Origin of the sequence: Robertmurraya sp. FSL R5-0851 (assembly GCF_038002965.1) — a bacterium.
Taxonomy (GTDB): domain Bacteria; phylum Bacillota; class Bacilli; order Bacillales; family Cytobacillaceae; genus Robertmurraya_A; species Robertmurraya_A beringensis.
The window spans coordinates 208,634-225,699 of the sequence record NZ_JBBOOE010000002.1; the positions used below are offsets into that span (position 1 = coordinate 208,634).

The window sequence follows — 17,066 nt, forward strand, 5'->3', positions numbered from 1 at the left end:
ATTCAATTGAAAAAGCATAGTTCCGTTACGAAACTATGCCACCTATTCACATTAAATGTGTCCATTTCTTCAATAAACCTAGATAATCCGATGGTTCAGAATTTTTTAAACGCATTAAGTTTTATTTAGTCAGACCACTTATAACCAACTCCCCAAACAGTGCTTAAATGATCGTCCACAGGGAAACTAGATGTTCTTAATTTATCTCTTATATTTCTTACATGGGAGTCTATCGTTCTGTCATCTGTATTTACTCCATGACCCCAAATAGTGGTAATCAGATGATCACGTGTAAAAACTTTATTACGATTTGTTAGAAACAAACTCAAAATAGAAAGTTCTTTTGGGGTTAATGATATAAGATTTTTATTATGCCGCAACTCATATGACTCTGGATTTAATTCTAATCCTTTAAATACGATTTTATTAGAAGTATTATTGTTCCTTCTAAGTACAGCATTTATCCTCGCTAATAATTCCTCTTCGTCAAACGGCTTAGATATATAGTCATCTGCACCTATACTCAAACCTTTAACAACATCTGCTTTATCTGTCCGTGCAGTTATCATAATAATAGGTACTTCTACAATCTTCTTTATCTCTACACAAGTCTCCCATCCATCCATCTCAGGCATCATAATGTCTAATAAAACAAGGTCAACTTTATTCTGTGATAGGTACTTAAGTGCTTCCTTTGGCTGGTTCATTTTTATACATTTGTAACCAACTGGCGTTAGGTATAAGCTAATCAAATCCAACATCCGTGGCTCATCATCAACTATTAATATCGTCTTCATATATTAGATACTCCTTTGAATAATTTAGGTTGTTTAAATTTTACCTAAAAAATATGAAAAAAATATGGAGAAAAAAACTTTGTTGCTCCCCCTAAAAAATAAATGTGAAGTAATTAAATGCATAAAATCTGCAATTTATCTTGGTATAGTTTATATAGAACATTTCTACATCTGATTAATTAATACTCAATAAACGATATCCATATCTTATTTAAATACAATATGGTTGATAGGAAGAAAAAATTGAATGGCAGTATCTCAAGGGGTGGAGAGGAAGAAATGAAATTGTTGGGGGTCATCAGCCTAGTTATTGTTCTCATATTAGTTGTAAAATTCATCAAACTGATGAATAAAGGAAAGGATTATGGTCATATCTCATATAGCCAATCCAACAAAATTGTAGATATTCAAAGATACAAAAAAATGAGAGAAAATGATCATAATTTATTGTAAGGACTCAACAATACTGCTTATAGTAGGTAAACATTTTGGAAGAGTATAAAACATTCAAATTAGGCAAATTGATTATTTATAGATTAACTATTTTATATACATTGATAAAAAAATAAAAATGAGAGGTTTGCATTATGAACTGGATGGATTTTTTTAATTTTACACTATACCTTGGGAGTTATTCCTTATTGCTATTGATGATCCTGGCAAGCGTATATAAAATCCTTGAATACATGGACAAATAGGATTAAAAATATAGAGGTAAATTGAATAACTCATAAAGCCTTTTCAAAAAAATATGAAGTACAATTGGGTTCCTTTATACTCTTATTTATACAATATATTTACAATTAAAATTACCCTTTCAATAGCTAACCTATACTATAAAATCCAGCTATCAAAGTTACTTTATGAATTTAATATCATCCTTCCTGTTATCCTCCTTATTACTACAATTACCTTTTCTTAAACCTTTGGGTCTTCGCAGTTTCACATTGTTTAATGATTATCTAAACTTTTTTAGTTGTCCCCTTCCACGATCAAATCTCTTAAAACTCGACACCCCTTATTTATTTTGATCCAATTATTTACCAAACAGGGAAGATGAATTTTATCTGAAATCTCCATAATATCTACACAATTATATGTTATTTTAAATTTCATCTATTTTGTATAACTTTATTTTTTATCTTAAGAACAACTTTTTATATTGAGATGGAACATATTACTTGCTGAAAGCGGGAGAAATTAATATGAGTAAAAAACGTAAGAAGGGCAAATATGATGATCACGTGGATGAGTCCTGGCTAATTCCTTATGCAGATTTATTAACCTTGTTACTTGCTTTGTTTATTGTTTTATTTTCAATGAGTTCAATTGATGCAAAAAAATTCAATGCAATGTCCCAAGCATTTAACGAGGTATTAACAGGTGGAACGGGTGTAATGGAATATCCAGAACCTGATAATAACAACTCAGTGTCAAAGGATACTACCCAAGAGCAGCAGAAACAAAAGAATGAGAATAATAACCTATCCACGGATGTAGAACAAAATGAATTGGAAAAGATTCAAAATAAAGTAACAACCTACATTAATGAAAGGAACCTACAAAAGAGTTTAGAAACGCAGATAACAGATGAGGGTCTGTTAATTACCATTAATAATAATATGTTATTCGATTCTGGAGCGGCTGAGATTCGATTAGAAAATATTGAAATTGCAAAAGATATTTCTGAGTTACTTATCATGGATACACCAAGGGAGATTGTTATTAGTGGCCATACAGATAACGTACCAATTCAATATGCAGACTTTGATTCAAACTGGGAACTTAGTGTTAAGAGAGCAGTGAATTTCATGAAAATCTTACTTAATAATAAAGGGCTAGATCCTCGTTTATTTAGTGTAAAAGGTTTTGGAGAATTTAAGCCTATAGCAACAAATGATACTGAGGAAGGAAAAGCTAGAAATAGAAGGGTTGAAATACTTGTGCTTCCTCGGGATTAGTACCGTCCGTTTCCCTTACAACTTTATTAAAAATGATTAATTATAGAAAGAAGGTGTAATGACGAATGATACTCCAGGATGTGATTAAAGGAATACAAGTCAAAAATAATCCGAATATTTCGGATAAGGATATCTTCATAACAGGTATAGCAGATAATTCTAAAGAAGTAAAAAGTGGATATATTTTTGTTGCAGTGAGTGGTTATAGCTCTGATGGTCATGACTATATAGAACATGCTGTCAGTTTTGGAGCTTCCATTGTTATTGGAGAAAAAGAGATAGACAATTTAGAAATTCCTTATCTACAAGTTGATAACAGTAGAAGGGCATTAGGTATAATTGCTAAGAATTATTACAATGACCCTAGTAGTAAAAAAATAATGATTGGAATTACTGGTACTAATGGAAAGACAACCACAAGTTTTATGTTGCAACAAATTTTAGAGAAAAATGGGATAACCTGTTCTGTTATAGGAACGATATACAATATTATAAATGGTAAAAAATTGGTTTCTGAAAATACAACTCCCGGTTCGATAAAACTTAATTCGTTATTACATTCTAGCAAAGATCAGGTTGTAATAATGGAGGTGTCTTCCCATGGATTAGCTCAATATAGGTTAGAGGGAATCAAATTTGATTATTGTATATTCACCAATCTTTATCACGAGCATTTAGATTTCCACGGGTCAATGGACGAATATTTTCTGGCAAAATCATTGCTTTTTGAAAAATTAAAACCATGTGGTTTTGCCATTATTAACGGTGATAATCATTGGGGAATGAAGCTTTATAAGATACTACAAGAGAGGGAAATTACAACTTATTTGGTAGGAACTTCTAACTCTAACGATTTGATCATTACTACTTATGAAAGTGCAAAAAATCCTTTTATTTTGTTAACAGAAGAAGATCAGTCGGTAGAAATTAAATTGCCTATACCAGGGCTCTATAATTTATATAATGCTGCATTAGCTTACTCTACTGCTAGATTCATGTCTATACAAAAGGAGAGTATATTATCTGCTTTAAACTCTTTCCCAGGAGTACCTGGGAGATTTGAAATTTATAGACATGACTTGGGTCCAACCTTTGTTGTGGATTATGCTCATACTGCAGATGCCTTTGAGTTTATTCTACAAACTGTCAAAAAGTGCGGTGCCAAAAGAATCATTCATATCTTTGGGTTTCGTGGTGGGCGTGACTTAACAAAGAGAGCTGAAATGGTAGAGGTGTCGTCAAAAATCAGCGATTATTACATTTTGACTATAGATGATCTAAACAACGAAAAGGTCAATGAGATGTTCCATATGATGGAGAATCTTACAAGTAAAAACTCTCCTGAAAAAGGCTTAATTATTCTAGATAGAACCCTCGCCATTCAGACTGCTCAACAAATGGGAAAAACAGGCGACTGGATCGTAATTACAGGTAAGGGACCTGAACAATATAAACAACCATTTGTTTTACCAACAAATACTGACAAAGAAACAGTTCTGTATGTTCAAGGGCAGTTTGAAAAAGAACTTCGGCGGAACTTAAGCTTCAATCAACAACAGGTATAACGCAATTCTAAAAAATCTATTTTAATTCCTGGTCTCTCCCTTCATATTTTCTGCATATTTCAATGATAATGTTGACTTATTTTATTTATGATATAGTATATTAATCGTAATGATTACTATTTACGAAAAATATGAGGAGGACCAAGAATGAAAAAATTAGTATCTTTACTCTTTTTTATTATTCTTTTATTGGTTGGATGTAGTGAATCGACTTCTAAAGACGATAATAAAGAAACAAATAACCAAGAAATACTTAAAATATATACAACCATTTATCCGCTTTTAGACTTTTCTGAAAAAATCGGCGGAGAGTTTGTGGAAGTTGAAAACATTGTCCCGACAGGTGCAGACGCCCATTCTTTTGAACCAACAAATAAAACAATGATAAAAATAGCTGAAGGTGACATGTTTATTTATTTAGGAACTGGGATAGAAGGATTTACAGATGCTGTAATCAACGCAATGAAGAATGAAGATACGAAAATTATTAACTCCTCCGAAGGAGTCCGTCTAATAAGTTCATCTGAATCTTTAAATGAAACTGAAAGTGAAGAAGAGGAAGAGGAACATGCAGATGAAAATGAAGGTGACAATGTTCCCCATGTATGGCTTGATCCACAGAGGTCAATTCAACTAGCAGAGAATATTAAAAATGCCTTAGTTGAGATGAAACCAGAACAAAAAGAGTATTTTGAAGAGAATTTTAATCTACTGAAGAAAGATCTAGAACAACTTGATTTATCTTTCAAATCGATGGTTGAACAGTCTCCTAATAAGACATTTATTGTTTCTCATTCTGCTTATGGATATTGGCAAGATGCTTACGGATTAGAACAAGTTGGTATCAGTGGTCTTTCACCAAGCAATGAACCATCACAAAAAAGTTTAGAGGGAATTATTAAAGTTGCTGAAAATCGAGATATAAAGTATGTTTTATTCGAACAAAATGTAGAAAATCGAGTTGCAGAGGTAATAAAACGAGAAATCGGTGCGGATACATTAACGCTTCACAATTTAGAATCACTGACTGAAGAAGATGTCAAAAATAACGAAGATTATATTTCAGTTATGGAAAAGAATATTGAAACGATTAGACAGGTATTGAAATAAACTTCTTAGTATATTATTACTAATAACCAATTAAATCTAATTTAGCTCATGTAACTTGAATTAAACATAGAAAAAAGACCAGTTGAATAATGTACTGGTCTTTTTTCTTTCTTTTTTACTTAAGAAAAATGATTCATCAATTTTCCTTTCCGGCCCATTTATATCCGACTCCCCATATGGTAAGTAAATGATTCTCAATTGGAAAGCCTGCTTTCCTTAATTTTTCTCGTAAGTTCCTTACATGCGAGTCTATTGTTCTGTCTTCTGTTAATACTTCAAAACCCCAAATAGTATTGATTAAATGCTCACGGCTAAATACTTTTTCTTGATTAGTTAACAACAAACTTAGAATTCCAAACTCTTTTGGTGTAAGTGAGATTTCTGTATCATAATATTGAAGTACATATGAGTCACGATCTAAAATCAGGCCTTTAAATGAGATTTTACCATTTTCACTCGTTTGTCTGCGTAATATAGCTTCAATTCTAGCAGTCAATTCATCCTCATCAAAAGGTTTAGAAATATAGTCATCAGCTCCAGACTTTAAACCCTTTACAATATCCGATTTTTCACTCATCGCAGTTAGCATGATTATAGGGATACTCCAATACTTTCGAATTTCTTTACAAGCCTCCCAACCATCCATCTCAGGCATCATAATATCCAATAAAATTAAGTCCACCGGATTAGACTCCAAATACTGGATTGCAGCTTTTGCAGATGTCATTTTGATACACTTATATCCTTCAGGTGTCAAATATAAAGATAATAAGTCTAACATCATCAATTCATCATCAACTAATAAAATGGTTTTCATTTCCCTTTGCTCCTTTGAAATATGTGAGAATTATTAACTTATTAACCTTATTTAAATTCCTTTCAAAAGAGTATACACTTTAAATTTGATAAATTTGTGCAGATTATACATAAACATAGATATTCTCATATTAGAAATTCACTTAGCTAACCATGTTACTTAATCTCTAATTACATAACATACAAAAGATAACTAGTAAAATAATCCAGTTAAAATTATTAATTCATCTGCACACTTTCTTCAAAATATTATGGCATACTTATTTTATGTCTTATGCATTTTAAGACAAGAAAAAGAACCTAAACCATAATGATGAAAGTAAGAGTAGGGGAAAAAGGAAAAATTGTATTGGCATTGGGGTATTATTCATATATTTATATTCTTACTTATACTAGTAATAAGTAAACATCAAATAACCTAATAATAAAAAATCCCCCTAAAAAAATTTAGAAGTAGATAACGAATATTTGTGAGTGGAGAATTTGTATAGGTATAGATCAAAGGTTAATATTTTTTTCGTGTAATGAATATCATTTTTTATATTATTCGAACTATAAATTAACCCATCGGATCAAGGAGGATATTATTATATGTTTCAAAGAAAACTAGAGTTATTTTCATTTAAAATATTGAAGCTATATTTTATAGCAGTAGTCTTATTATGGTTAAAAACTTATTTTGTCTATCTCAGAGAATTTAACTTAGGTGTAAGCAATGGAATGCAGCAATTTCTGCTGTTGTTAAATCCAATTAGTTCAGCAGTTATATTTTTAGGTATCTCTTTGTTCTTTAAAGGTCGAAAACAGCAATGGATACTATTGTCCATTAATGCTTTTTTATCCTTTTTATTATATGCGAACGTAGCTTATTATCGGTTCTTTAGTGATTTCATTACCGTACCAGTATTGTTCCAGACCCAAAATTTTGGAGATCTCGGAGGAAGTGTAGGGGCACTTCTTCACCCTTATGATATTTTTTACTTTACAGACACTATAATCCTACTATTACTCATAATTATGAAGAAGGTTGAACCTATAAAAGCACTTCCAAGACGATCTTTGACTGCAGTGTTTATTACAGGATTTATCATTTTAACATCAAATATAGCACTTGCAGAATTGGACCGCCCACAGTTACTAACACGTACTTTTGATAGAAACTACTTAGTAAAATATCTAGGGGCTTATAATTTTACCATATATGATATTATTCAAAATTCCCGGTCCTCTGCACAAAGAGTATTGGCAGACAGTAACGATATAACAACAGTAGAGAATTACACCAATGCTAATTATACAAGCCCAAAGCCTGAATATTTTGGGTCTGCTAAGGGTATGAATGTGATTTATATTTCTATGGAGTCATTCCAAAACTTCCTAATTGACTATAAATTAAATGGTGAAGAGGTAACACCGTTCCTAAATTCTTTGACAAGAGATCCAAATACGATATATTTTAAAAACTTTTTCCATCAAACGGCCCAGGGGAAAACATCTGATGCAGAATTTTTAATGGAAAATTCTTTATATCCTATTCCCCAAGGATCCGTATTTACAACTAAAGCACAAAATACGTACCAAGGTTTACCAGCTATCCTTAAAGACAAAGGATACTATTCTGCAGTATTTCATGGGAATTATAAGACGTTTTGGAATAGAGAAGCAATGTACAAGTCTTTAGGATACGATATGTTCTATGATGCAACGTATTATAATATGGTAGAGGAGAATGTGTTAAATTACGGGTTAGAAGATAAACCATTTTTAAAAGAAACCATTCCATATTTAACAAGTTTGCCACAGCCATTTTATACTAAACTAATTACCTTATCTAACCATTTTCCATATCCATTAGATGAAGAGGATCAATCGATTGAACCAGCTAACACAGGTGACAAAACAGTTGATAGATATTTTCAAACAGCACGTTATCTTGACGAGGCATTAAAACAATTTTTTGAAGATCTAAATACATCAGGCTTAAGTAAGAATACAATGGTTGTCATGTATGGGGACCATTATGGAAATTCGGAGAATCGCAAGAATGCTATGTCAAAAGTTATTGGCAAAGAGGTAACTGATTTTGAACAAGCTCAATTACAAAGGGTTCCTCTATTCATTTATGCACCAGGTTTAAAAGGGTTTATGAGTGACACTTATGGTGGTCAGATTGATGTCCGGCCAACGGTCCTACACCTTTTAGGAATTGATACTAAACATCAAGTATCATTTGGGGATGATTTACTCTCCAAAGAAAGAGATGGAATTGTTAGCTTTAGAAACGGAGACTTTATCACAGAAGAAGTAACATCTATTAAAGGGAAAATTTATGATAACCTTACTGGACTAGAAGTACAAGATAAAACCATATATCAGAAATATAGTGAGATTGTAAAAGGTGAATTGGAAATGTCCGATAAAGTTGTATATGGAGACTTACTTCGTTTTCACGAACTAGACTCCATTAAAAAGACGGACCCTTCTACACTAGATTACTCAAAGGCTATCCATTTAAATGAAGAATCCTTGCAAGATGAGGAAAAAGATGAGGAAGAAGAATAGGAAATTAAGGTTTCAATTAGTATCCTAGCAGAAAAACTACTACCCCGCTTTTAAACTATTGATTTAGAAGCGGGGTATAGTTTTAAAATTTATTTATTTTTTGGTAAATATCAAGAAAGTAGGATGACAGAATTGTATTTATTTAATCATTTATTAGGAAAAAAATGGTTTATCTGGGCTTTGTTTATTATTAATATATTGGGAACAGTTTATGGTTATATTTGGTACAAGTATCAACTAGTTGAAACCCCAGCTAAATTTATCATTTTTGTCCCTGACAGCCCAACTGCTAGTTTGTTCTTTGTATTTGTATTGGGAGCATTCCTTCTTAAAAGGAATTGGCCACTCTTTGAAGCGTTAGCCATAGTTACCCTGTTTAAGTATGGGGTATGGGCTGTTGTCATGAATATACTTACATTAAAAGTAACAGGCAACCTTCACTGGACAGGATATATGTTGATCGTTTCTCATGCTGCAATGGCCATACAAGGACTATTGTATGCGCCTTTTTATCGATTTAAATTATGGCACTTAGCTATTGCAGCTGTTTGGACGCTTCATAATGATGTGATAGACTATGTTTTCTCTATGATGCCATGGTATGGAGTATTAGGAAATTACATGCCTCAAATAGGTTATTTTACGTTTTGGTTAAGCGTTATATCAATTGCCATTGCTTATTTAGCTGGAAGGATTCAAAAGAAAGAATTATCACTATAGTACCTTATTAATAAGCATAAAGGCCAAGATCAAAATCTCGATCTTGGCTTTTTATTTTCATCAGGCATAAAAAACAAGTATTGTTTTCTAGTTAACAAATAAAGGCATAGGTGAAGGAGGCATCCAAATGTCATCCAATAGACAGATTTGAAAAGAAACTGTAATAAAATTATCAGCGAATTCGACAAAAACAGATGATAAAATTTAAACAAGGGCAATAAAACGACAAGATAACCGAATAATTAACATATTTCCCTATAATGTTTGAATATTGATTAAATGAAATTTAATAGTTAAAGGTGAGAAAAAAGGTGAAAAATACAATATTATCAGTTTCGGTCCTATCTTTAATAAGTTTGGGCGTGACATTATCTGAATCTCCAATAAAAGCACTTGCTGAGACTACGAAAATAGAAGATTTAAAGGAAGAGAAGGGTGAAATAGATAGCAAACAAAATTCAGTTGAATCAGAAATAGATGAAACCGAAGAGAAAGTTAACAGTCTAAAGAGTGAACAAGCAAAATTGGATGCTGAAATAAAGGAATTAGACTCATCCATTACAAAAGCTGAAGAACAAATGCTTGCAAAACAGAAGGAGATAAGTGAAACCGAAACTCAAATTGCAGCATTGAAAGAGGAAATAAAGGTACTTGAAGAGAGAATAGCAAAGCGTAACGAACTTCTCAAAAATCGTGCCCGTTCTTTTCAAGAGAACGGTAGTATGATTAGCTATATTGATGTGCTAACAGGAGCTAGGGATTTCAGCGAGTTTATCGATCGAGTAGAACTAGTTGCAACTTTAATGGAAGCTGACAGAGATATCCTACGTGAACATAAAGCAGATAAAGATCAGTTGGAAACCTCAAAAAGGGACTTAGAAAAAAAAGCAGAAAGCCTCCAAGTGATGCTTAAAGAAATAGAAACATTGAAGCAAAACTTAAATACTCAAAAAGAGGAAAAAGATAAGTTAATGGCTTCCTTACAACTTGAAGAAGAAGAACTTGAAAATTATAAAATGAATCTTGAGGAAGAAGCACAGTTATTATCTTCTCAAGAATCCGCTATCCAAAAAGCTATTGAATTAGAGAAAAAGAATCAAGCAGCAAAACAAGCTCAAAATGCTGTAAGTAGCGGTGGTGGTACTTCTGCTTCAGCACCTGCTACTTCCGCACCTTCAGTTTCAGCTCCTCCTGTTTCAAATGGATCTTTTACGAGACCAACCAGCGGAGTTTTGACTTCAGGATTTGGTTCAAGATGGGGAGCTAATCATTTTGGTGTGGATATTGCACAAAAAGGCACAGTACCGGTTGTATCAGCAGCGGACGGAGTTGTAATGAATTCGTACTACTCATCGAGCTATGGTAATGTTGTTTTTATCTCCCATTCTATTGAAGGACAAGTATACACCACCGTATATGCTCATATGAGTAGTAGATTAGTAAGTACAGGTCAAACTGTCTCGAAGGGTCAACAAATCGGTTACCAAGGAAATACAGGCCAGTCTTTTGGACAACACTTACATTTCGAGCTCCATAAAGGATCCTGGAATGCAGGAAAAACAAATGCTATAAACCCTATTGGTATTGTTCCTCTATAAAATATTTTTGCCAACAATATCTACAGGATCCATAGGGAAAAGAACAGCTTAGTGATATTTCGCTAAGCTGTTGTCTTTATCGCTTTTTGTAAGGGACGGTCTTCTTACAAACAATATAAGAAACTTATCCAATCTATTAAGTTAGTAGATTAGTATATTTATCTAAAATATATTGATTACCATATGTTTTTAGTGAATTACATTGTTACATTTGATCATTTACAAACAGACGCACATATAGGAGCATTCCTGTTAGAAGGATTTTCGGGGACTTGAACAAAAAAGAGCCCTCTTGGTATGATACGGGGTGTCAAATCGTGTACCGAAATGACCCCTAACTTAGTAAACCAAGGAGGACTCCATATGAATTTTAAACAAAACCAGAAGATAAATCAAGTCACCGAAAAAACACTTGTTGTTGGAATCGACATTGCCAAACGTACACATTACGCATGCTTTGTGGATGATCGTGGACGGGTGCTCCGAAAGTCATTCTCTGTTTCTCAATCTCGAGATGGGTTTGAGCTTTTCTATCAATGTGTTCTAAGTGAAATGAAAGAACAAGAGAAAACGGAAGTTATCGTCGGGATTGAACCTACTGGCCATTACTGGCTCAATTTAGCCTATTTTCTAGAAGAACGAGGCATCCCCCTAGTTATGGCCAACCCTATGCACGTCAAGCGATCAAAAGAGTTAGACGACAATCTACCAACCAAACATGATCGTAAAGATGCGCTAGTAATCGCTCGTCTTATAAAAGATGGACGCTTCAGTTATCCACGTATATTGAAAGACATGGAAGCCGAACTCCGTGTGGGCGCAACCTTTAGAAGTAAGTTGACAGAGGAACTTGGAGCTGTCAAAAATATGATGATTCGCTGGTTAGATCGCTATTTTCCTGAGTTTACCCAGGTGTTTCCGTCATTCGGAAAAATGGCTATGGCTGTACTTGAATGTACCCCATTTCCAAGTGATCTTCATCAGAAACAACCCGATGAAGTTTTAACTCTTTATCGTCAGGTTGAGGGACTCAAATCCCCCCAGAGACCGAAAGCAATGCGTCTCATTGAAGTCGCTGCTAACTCCATAGGAGTAACAGAGGGACGTGAGATGGCCCGTATTGAAATCGCCACACTCGTTCGCCGTTACCACCAGTTGGAACAAGATATTGAAAGTATTACACAGCACTTAGTTGAACTTACACAAACATCCGTAGAGTACGAATGGCTCTCAACGGTTCAAGCACTTGGAGATATCACAATTGTCGATTTATTAGCTGAAATCGGTAGCTTTTCACACTATAGAGATCCACGCCAAATCATTAAACTTGCGGGACTAACATTACGTGAAAATTCCTCTGGGCAGCATAAAGGACAAAAACGCATTTCCAAAAGAGGCAGAAGAAGGCTTCGCGCCCTCCTTTTCCGGGTAATGATGCCGATGATTCGCCATAATGAAGCCTTTAGAAAACTACATGAGTATTACACAAGCCGTAAGGATAATCCGTTACGCAAGAAGCAATCTATCGTGGTACTATGCGGAAAACTATTAAAAGTGTTACATGGAATATGTACAAAGCACAAAGCGTTTGACGCTCAGCGAATGATGAAGGATATTCCTAGTCTCGCAGAGGCTATGTAAAGTTCTACATCCCCTTAACAGACCTAGACAACAGGATGACACGGAGAAGCTGGCAATATTTTTTCCATTCGACCTTGAGTCCCTATAGGAGCTTCGCTAGCCTCTGCCTTATGACTAGACCGAACGAAGGAATGTAGGCACATTGATGCCCAGAGACATGGGAGGGTACGTCATCATAAGCTACGCAGAGATCCATTGTGCATCACATAATTCTCCAACACTACTTACCACTATTATCCAGTAGTGACCGCGTAGCGTACCCATGTGTTGGGATAGATTAACATAATATAAAAATATTGTTAGGGAACGTGTCGAAAAATATTTTTTTGACACCCCACCAACGGGGTAAACCGTTGATAGATCAACATTTATAGAGGGAGGTAATTATGAAGAATCTAACAAAACTATTAATTGTCACAACTCTTACATTATCCCTATTTGGATTCAGTTCTCAATCTAATGCATCGACTATAACCACCTTGTTAAGAGAGGGGAAACACTATGGAGAATAGCTAATATGTATGGTATATCTGTGGCTGAACTAAAAAATATAAACAATAAGTCTAATGATTCCATAAAAGCTGGAGAAAAATTACTAATTCCAAATAAAACCGTTTCTATTGAAGATAAACAACTTATGGATCGTCTTGTATCTGCTGAAGCTAAAGGAGAACCATACGCAGGAAAAGTTACTGTAGCAACCGTTATTCTTAACAGAGTGGATAGCAAAAGCTTCCCAAATACAATAAAAGAGGTTATATATCAAAGGGTAAATGGAAATTATGCTTTTACTCCAGTTAAGAATGGAACCATTAAACAACCGGCCGATAAATTATCTATTAAAGCTGTAGAAGAAGCTATAGCAAATAGAGCACAAGGAAAAGGATCATTATATTTTTATAATCCAAAAACGGCTACGAGCAAATGGATCCTTTCTCGTGAAGTCACTGTAACTATTGGTAATCATCGTTTTGCAAAATAGTTATCATAGTGTGTTAGCTACATAAAAAAGTCTTCTGAAGTCAACTTCGGAAGACCTTTTTTTATCTTACGAATAAGGTTTTGTTACCTATAATATAGGGCTAATTAGTTTACGTTTCTTAACTTGGTATTCTCATCTAAGATTATTTCACCCTCGCCAATTTGGAATAACTTTTGTTGCTTGATTTTATTCTTGTCAAACTTACTCTTACTAGCAACAAATGTCAGATTTTGAATACCTTTTTTATCTTCAAAAGAATATACGGATACATATGGGTAGACCGACTTTAATGTAGAATTCATCGACTTGATGAGTTCGTCTCCCTTTGTTTTTCCAATAGCATTCACAAGTAGGAGCCCATTTTCATCTAGTTTATCGCTTGTTAAAGTAAAAAATTCTTTTGAAATTAAGTGAAATGGAATTTGCTCTGTATTATTGTAAGCATCTAACACCATAACATCAAATTTATTTAGTTGCTTACTTAAAATTCTTCTACCATCACCGATTTCTACGCTGTCTCCTTCATAACCAAAGTATTCTCTACTTACCTCTAATACCTGCTTATCTATTTCTGCAACCTTTACCTTTTTTCCATTCTTCTCAAACTTTTGTGTCAGCGTGCCTATACCATGACCAATCATAAAGACGTTTTGGCTATCTGGTCTGAATGTCTCTGATATTTCCCATATACTTTTTGAATAGTCCAAGCTAAGTCGGTCAGGGTAATTTATCTCCATCAATCCTTGAATTGTGTCATCATCTCCGAAGTTCATGTATCGGAAAGGTCCCTTTTTCCCATCAAAGTATTCAGTCTGATAGACAACAATTTCATGATATAAACTAGTGTCCTGGTATAATATTTCACCAACCGGCTCATTTTTAGAGTCCAAAAAAAGCAGGAGTATAAAGAGAGCTGGTATTACAACTAATATAATTTCCAAGCGTGTTTTTGTCTCATAAAAAAATAATGAACTTATAAATACCATTAAAGCTAATATACCAATTACAGTATTAATATTTCCAACGGGAATTAACCAGAATGTAGTCACAATAGTTCCTAATACACTACCTACTGCAGAGAATGTATGGAGATTTCCAATAACTCTTCCAGTAGTATTATCACTGAGCCCAACCTTCATTAGGACAGTAACAATGATGCTGAAGATTAAATTAGGGAAAAGATATAAAACCGTTACCCCCAACGTTGTACCTACCTCATTGGGTAAAGGACTAAGGTAGGGAAATGTTATATCCTTAATGGTAGGTATAAGAGTTACTAACAGTATTCCTATTAAATTAAGGCTAAGTAATATTGTTTTATTAGAATTTCTGTCTGCTACAAATCCACCTATTGTATACCCCACTGAAGATCCTATTAAAAAGATTGAAATTACAATTCCCCAAGTATAAACTGTATTACCAAATGTAGGTGCAACAAATCTTGAAGCGGTCATTTCTAGTCCCATAATAACAAAACTGAATACGAATAAATTAAAATATACTTTTTTTTGCATTATTAACTCCATTCTTTTTTGATTTCTATAGTAGTTGTTAGTAAGGATCTCTAATCTGGAACCTGTAAAGAACAGATTGTTTAAGAAGTCACTATACAGTATTGAAAACTTCTAAATCTTATTCTTTTTTATATAAATAAATTATAAAATACCACTAAAATGTGAAGAAGTTATGCAGATTTTCTTATGTTTAAAAATTTTGACCTTAATATATACTTTGGCTATTTATATATCTATATAGTAACAACTATAGATAACCAGTAAATATGTAGCAATGTGTTTAGGTTTAATCTCCAAAAATGAGGAAAGCCGCCAAGAAATGGCAGCTTTTTAGTAAAATCTATATTAATTATAAAAATGTAACAAGTCCCCAACCACTAGCCAGAAATAATGTTATAAATGCTAATGAAAAACCAATCAGTTTCTTGTTTTCTCCTTTTTGGTTTTGTAAATATTCTTTATAGGTGATTTCTCCTTGGGCAAATTTCAATCCATTTTCACAAGGTTCAATGCTGTAAAGCTTACCAACTTGATCCTGAAGGATAACATTTTTAATAAGGGGTAATGATCCATCTTGAGTTTGCATTTTATCAAATTCTAAATTTCGATTTTTTAATTCTATACTGCTATTACCAACTAAATTTAGACGTACTGGATTATGTTTTGATTGTTGAATTATCTGTTTGGCCAGTCTATGCGATTGAAGTTCAATTTGATCATAGGAAAAACACATCTTTATCACCTCCTTATTATTATATTGTAGATTCACCATTTTGGGAACGACTATAAATTTTTCCCTTCTCCATACTTTATGCATAATTTTAAGTTACACTATTTTTAAATAACACTTATTTGATTCAGTATAAGTATCATTACTCTTCAGATGAGGAAGGTGAGTTTAACTATGTCAGCAAATATCAATGAAGTAATAATTAAACGATATAATAGAGTGGCAAAAATATATGATTACATGGATAAAATGATTAGAATAGAGTGGAGGCGGGACCTTTTGGACTTAGCTTCAAAAGAGGTATTAGAAGTTGGGGTAGGGACAGGTATTAACCTTCCACTATATCCAAAAGGAATATCATCATTAACTGGGGTGGATTTTAGCAGTGAGATGCTAAATATTGCCAAACAAAAGGCAGGGAGTATCAATCAATCTCACCCTACCATGTTTCTCGAGGCTGACATCCAAGACCTTCCTTTTGAAGACCATACATTTGATACTGTTGTTTCGACGTGTGTATTTTGTTCTGTCCCCGATCCTATAAAAGGGCTTAAAGAGATTAGAAGGGTATGCAAACCAGACGGGCAAATTCTAATGCTTGAACATATGAGGAGTGAGAACAAAATTATTGGTGCAATAATGGATCTATTAAATCCCCTTCCTGTAAAACTTTGGGGTGCAAACATTAACCGTGACACCATGAATAATATTGAGGCAGCCGGGTTATCAGTTATATCTGAAAAATACCTTATGGGAACAATCATGAGGAAACTTGTACTTACACCAAAGAAATAAGGATTTATTATAAAGAGTATTTACTTTTACTCGCATGTCCTATAACTATGGTTTTTGGTTAAAAGGTGTGTTTAGTGAAGGGGATTTTTATATGTCATATGTATTAATTCTCTCAAATAATAATAAAAAACCGTTAAAGGGAAATGAACCGCTATTCTTTTCATAAAGAACTCACCTCTTAATTTTCATAAATTAAGAGGTGAGTACAGGTGAGTATTCTTCTAAAACTACTATTCTTTAAAATAAATTTTCATACTCCTCAATTTTTCGTACAA

Annotated in this window: 13 protein-coding genes and 1 pseudogene; 10 read left to right on the top strand and 4 right to left on the bottom strand. The window is 33.4% G+C overall.

Going from position 1 to position 17,066, the window contains the following annotated elements; genetic code table 11:
* Positions 1 to 125 precede the first annotated feature (125 nt).
* Complete coding sequence (locus MKX65_RS25305; RefSeq protein WP_160549373.1) at positions 126 to 797, bottom strand: response regulator; 672 nt, start codon at positions 795 to 797, stop codon at positions 126 to 128.
* A gap of 279 nt (positions 798 to 1,076) precedes the next feature.
* Here MKX65_RS25305 and MKX65_RS25310 point away from each other — a divergent pair, with 279 nt between their 5' ends.
* The 4 genes from MKX65_RS25310 (at position 1,077) to MKX65_RS25325 (ending at position 5,433) form a co-directional block, all read left to right on the top strand.
* Positions 1,077 to 1,250 carry a hypothetical protein gene (locus MKX65_RS25310; protein ID WP_160548485.1) on the top strand — a complete coding sequence of 58 codons (174 nt, stop codon included), beginning with the start codon at positions 1,077 to 1,079 and terminating at the stop codon, positions 1,248 to 1,250.
* 752 nt (positions 1,251 to 2,002) lie between these two features.
* Positions 2,003 to 2,758, top strand: a complete 756-nt coding sequence (gene motB / locus MKX65_RS25315; RefSeq protein ID WP_160548486.1) for a flagellar motor protein MotB — start codon at positions 2,003 to 2,005, stop codon at positions 2,756 to 2,758.
* A 65-nt stretch (positions 2,759 to 2,823) separates the two neighbouring features.
* Positions 2,824 to 4,323 carry a UDP-N-acetylmuramoyl-L-alanyl-D-glutamate--2,6-diaminopimelate ligase gene (locus MKX65_RS25320; protein ID WP_340906664.1) on the top strand — a complete coding sequence of 500 codons (1,500 nt, stop codon included), beginning with the start codon at positions 2,824 to 2,826 and terminating at the stop codon, positions 4,321 to 4,323.
* A gap of 147 nt (positions 4,324 to 4,470) precedes the next feature.
* The gene (locus tag MKX65_RS25325) at positions 4,471 to 5,433 is read left to right on the top strand and encodes a metal ABC transporter solute-binding protein, Zn/Mn family (protein WP_340906665.1); all 963 of its coding nucleotides are present in this window, start codon (positions 4,471 to 4,473) and stop codon (positions 5,431 to 5,433) included.
* A 136-nt stretch (positions 5,434 to 5,569) separates the two neighbouring features.
* Here MKX65_RS25325 and MKX65_RS25330 read toward each other — a convergent pair whose 3' ends face one another.
* On the bottom strand, positions 5,570 to 6,250 hold the full coding sequence (locus tag MKX65_RS25330) for a response regulator (RefSeq protein ID WP_160548489.1): 681 nt from the start codon (positions 6,248 to 6,250) through the stop codon (positions 5,570 to 5,572).
* A 590-nt stretch (positions 6,251 to 6,840) separates the two neighbouring features.
* Here MKX65_RS25330 and MKX65_RS25335 point away from each other — a divergent pair.
* From MKX65_RS25335 to MKX65_RS25355, 5 genes and pseudogenes are all read left to right on the top strand, one after another.
* Positions 6,841 to 8,811, top strand: a complete 1,971-nt coding sequence (locus MKX65_RS25335) for a sulfatase-like hydrolase/transferase (protein ID WP_160548491.1) — start codon at positions 6,841 to 6,843, stop codon at positions 8,809 to 8,811.
* A gap of 123 nt (positions 8,812 to 8,934) precedes the next feature.
* Positions 8,935 to 9,531 carry a DUF1405 domain-containing protein gene (locus MKX65_RS25340; RefSeq protein ID WP_160548492.1) on the top strand — a complete coding sequence of 199 codons (597 nt, stop codon included), beginning with the start codon at positions 8,935 to 8,937 and terminating at the stop codon, positions 9,529 to 9,531.
* 311 nt (positions 9,532 to 9,842) lie between these two features.
* Positions 9,843 to 11,129: a murein hydrolase activator EnvC family protein gene (locus MKX65_RS25345; RefSeq protein ID WP_340906670.1), complete on the top strand. Its 1,287-nt coding sequence runs from the start codon at positions 9,843 to 9,845 to the stop codon at positions 11,127 to 11,129.
* A 363-nt stretch (positions 11,130 to 11,492) separates the two neighbouring features.
* Entirely contained in the window at positions 11,493 to 12,770 is a 1,278-nt protein-coding gene (locus MKX65_RS25350; RefSeq protein WP_340903327.1) for an IS110 family transposase, read from the top strand.
* 386 nt (positions 12,771 to 13,156) lie between these two features.
* Positions 13,157 to 13,752 (top strand): annotated as a pseudogene (locus MKX65_RS25355) (cell wall hydrolase).
* A gap of 104 nt (positions 13,753 to 13,856) precedes the next feature.
* On the opposite strand, the gene MKX65_RS25360 reads toward MKX65_RS25355, so the two are convergent.
* Both MKX65_RS25360 and MKX65_RS25365 read right to left on the bottom strand, forming a co-directional pair.
* Complete coding sequence (locus MKX65_RS25360; RefSeq protein ID WP_160548493.1) at positions 13,857 to 15,266, bottom strand: fused MFS/spermidine synthase; 1,410 nt, start codon at positions 15,264 to 15,266, stop codon at positions 13,857 to 13,859.
* Positions 15,267 to 15,615: 349 nt separating this feature from the next.
* Complete coding sequence (locus MKX65_RS25365) at positions 15,616 to 15,999, bottom strand: hypothetical protein (RefSeq protein WP_160548494.1); 384 nt, start codon at positions 15,997 to 15,999, stop codon at positions 15,616 to 15,618.
* A 171-nt stretch (positions 16,000 to 16,170) separates the two neighbouring features.
* On the opposite strand from MKX65_RS25365, the gene MKX65_RS25370 reads away from it, so the two are divergent.
* Entirely contained in the window at positions 16,171 to 16,791 is a 621-nt protein-coding gene (locus MKX65_RS25370) for a methyltransferase domain-containing protein (RefSeq protein WP_160548495.1), read from the top strand.
* The last annotated feature ends 275 nt before the right edge of the window (positions 16,792 to 17,066 follow it).

Excerpts from the sequence above, each read along its gene's own strand:
- MKX65_RS25320 (WP_340906664.1), top strand. The coding sequence starts at position 2,824 with ATGATACTCCAGGATGTGATTAAAGGAATACAAGTCAAAAATAATCCG.
- MKX65_RS25305 (WP_160549373.1), bottom strand. The coding sequence starts at position 797 with ATGAAGACGATATTAATAGTTGATGATGAGCCACGGATGTTGGATTTG.
- MKX65_RS25310 (WP_160548485.1), top strand. The coding sequence starts at position 1,077 with ATGAAATTGTTGGGGGTCATCAGCCTAGTTATTGTTCTCATATTAGTT.
- MKX65_RS25335 (WP_160548491.1), top strand. The coding sequence starts at position 6,841 with ATGTTTCAAAGAAAACTAGAGTTATTTTCATTTAAAATATTGAAGCTA.
- MKX65_RS25325 (WP_340906665.1), top strand. The coding sequence starts at position 4,471 with ATGAAAAAATTAGTATCTTTACTCTTTTTTATTATTCTTTTATTGGTT.
- MKX65_RS25370 (WP_160548495.1), top strand. The coding sequence starts at position 16,171 with ATGTCAGCAAATATCAATGAAGTAATAATTAAACGATATAATAGAGTG.
- MKX65_RS25350 (WP_340903327.1), top strand. The coding sequence starts at position 11,493 with ATGAATTTTAAACAAAACCAGAAGATAAATCAAGTCACCGAAAAAACA.
- motB (WP_160548486.1), top strand. The coding sequence starts at position 2,003 with ATGAGTAAAAAACGTAAGAAGGGCAAATATGATGATCACGTGGATGAG.
- MKX65_RS25360 (WP_160548493.1), bottom strand. The coding sequence starts at position 15,266 with ATGCAAAAAAAAGTATATTTTAATTTATTCGTATTCAGTTTTGTTATT.
- MKX65_RS25330 (WP_160548489.1), bottom strand. The coding sequence starts at position 6,250 with ATGAAAACCATTTTATTAGTTGATGATGAATTGATGATGTTAGACTTA.
- MKX65_RS25365 (WP_160548494.1), bottom strand. The coding sequence starts at position 15,999 with ATGTGTTTTTCCTATGATCAAATTGAACTTCAATCGCATAGACTGGCC.
- MKX65_RS25340 (WP_160548492.1), top strand. The coding sequence starts at position 8,935 with ATGACAGAATTGTATTTATTTAATCATTTATTAGGAAAAAAATGGTTT.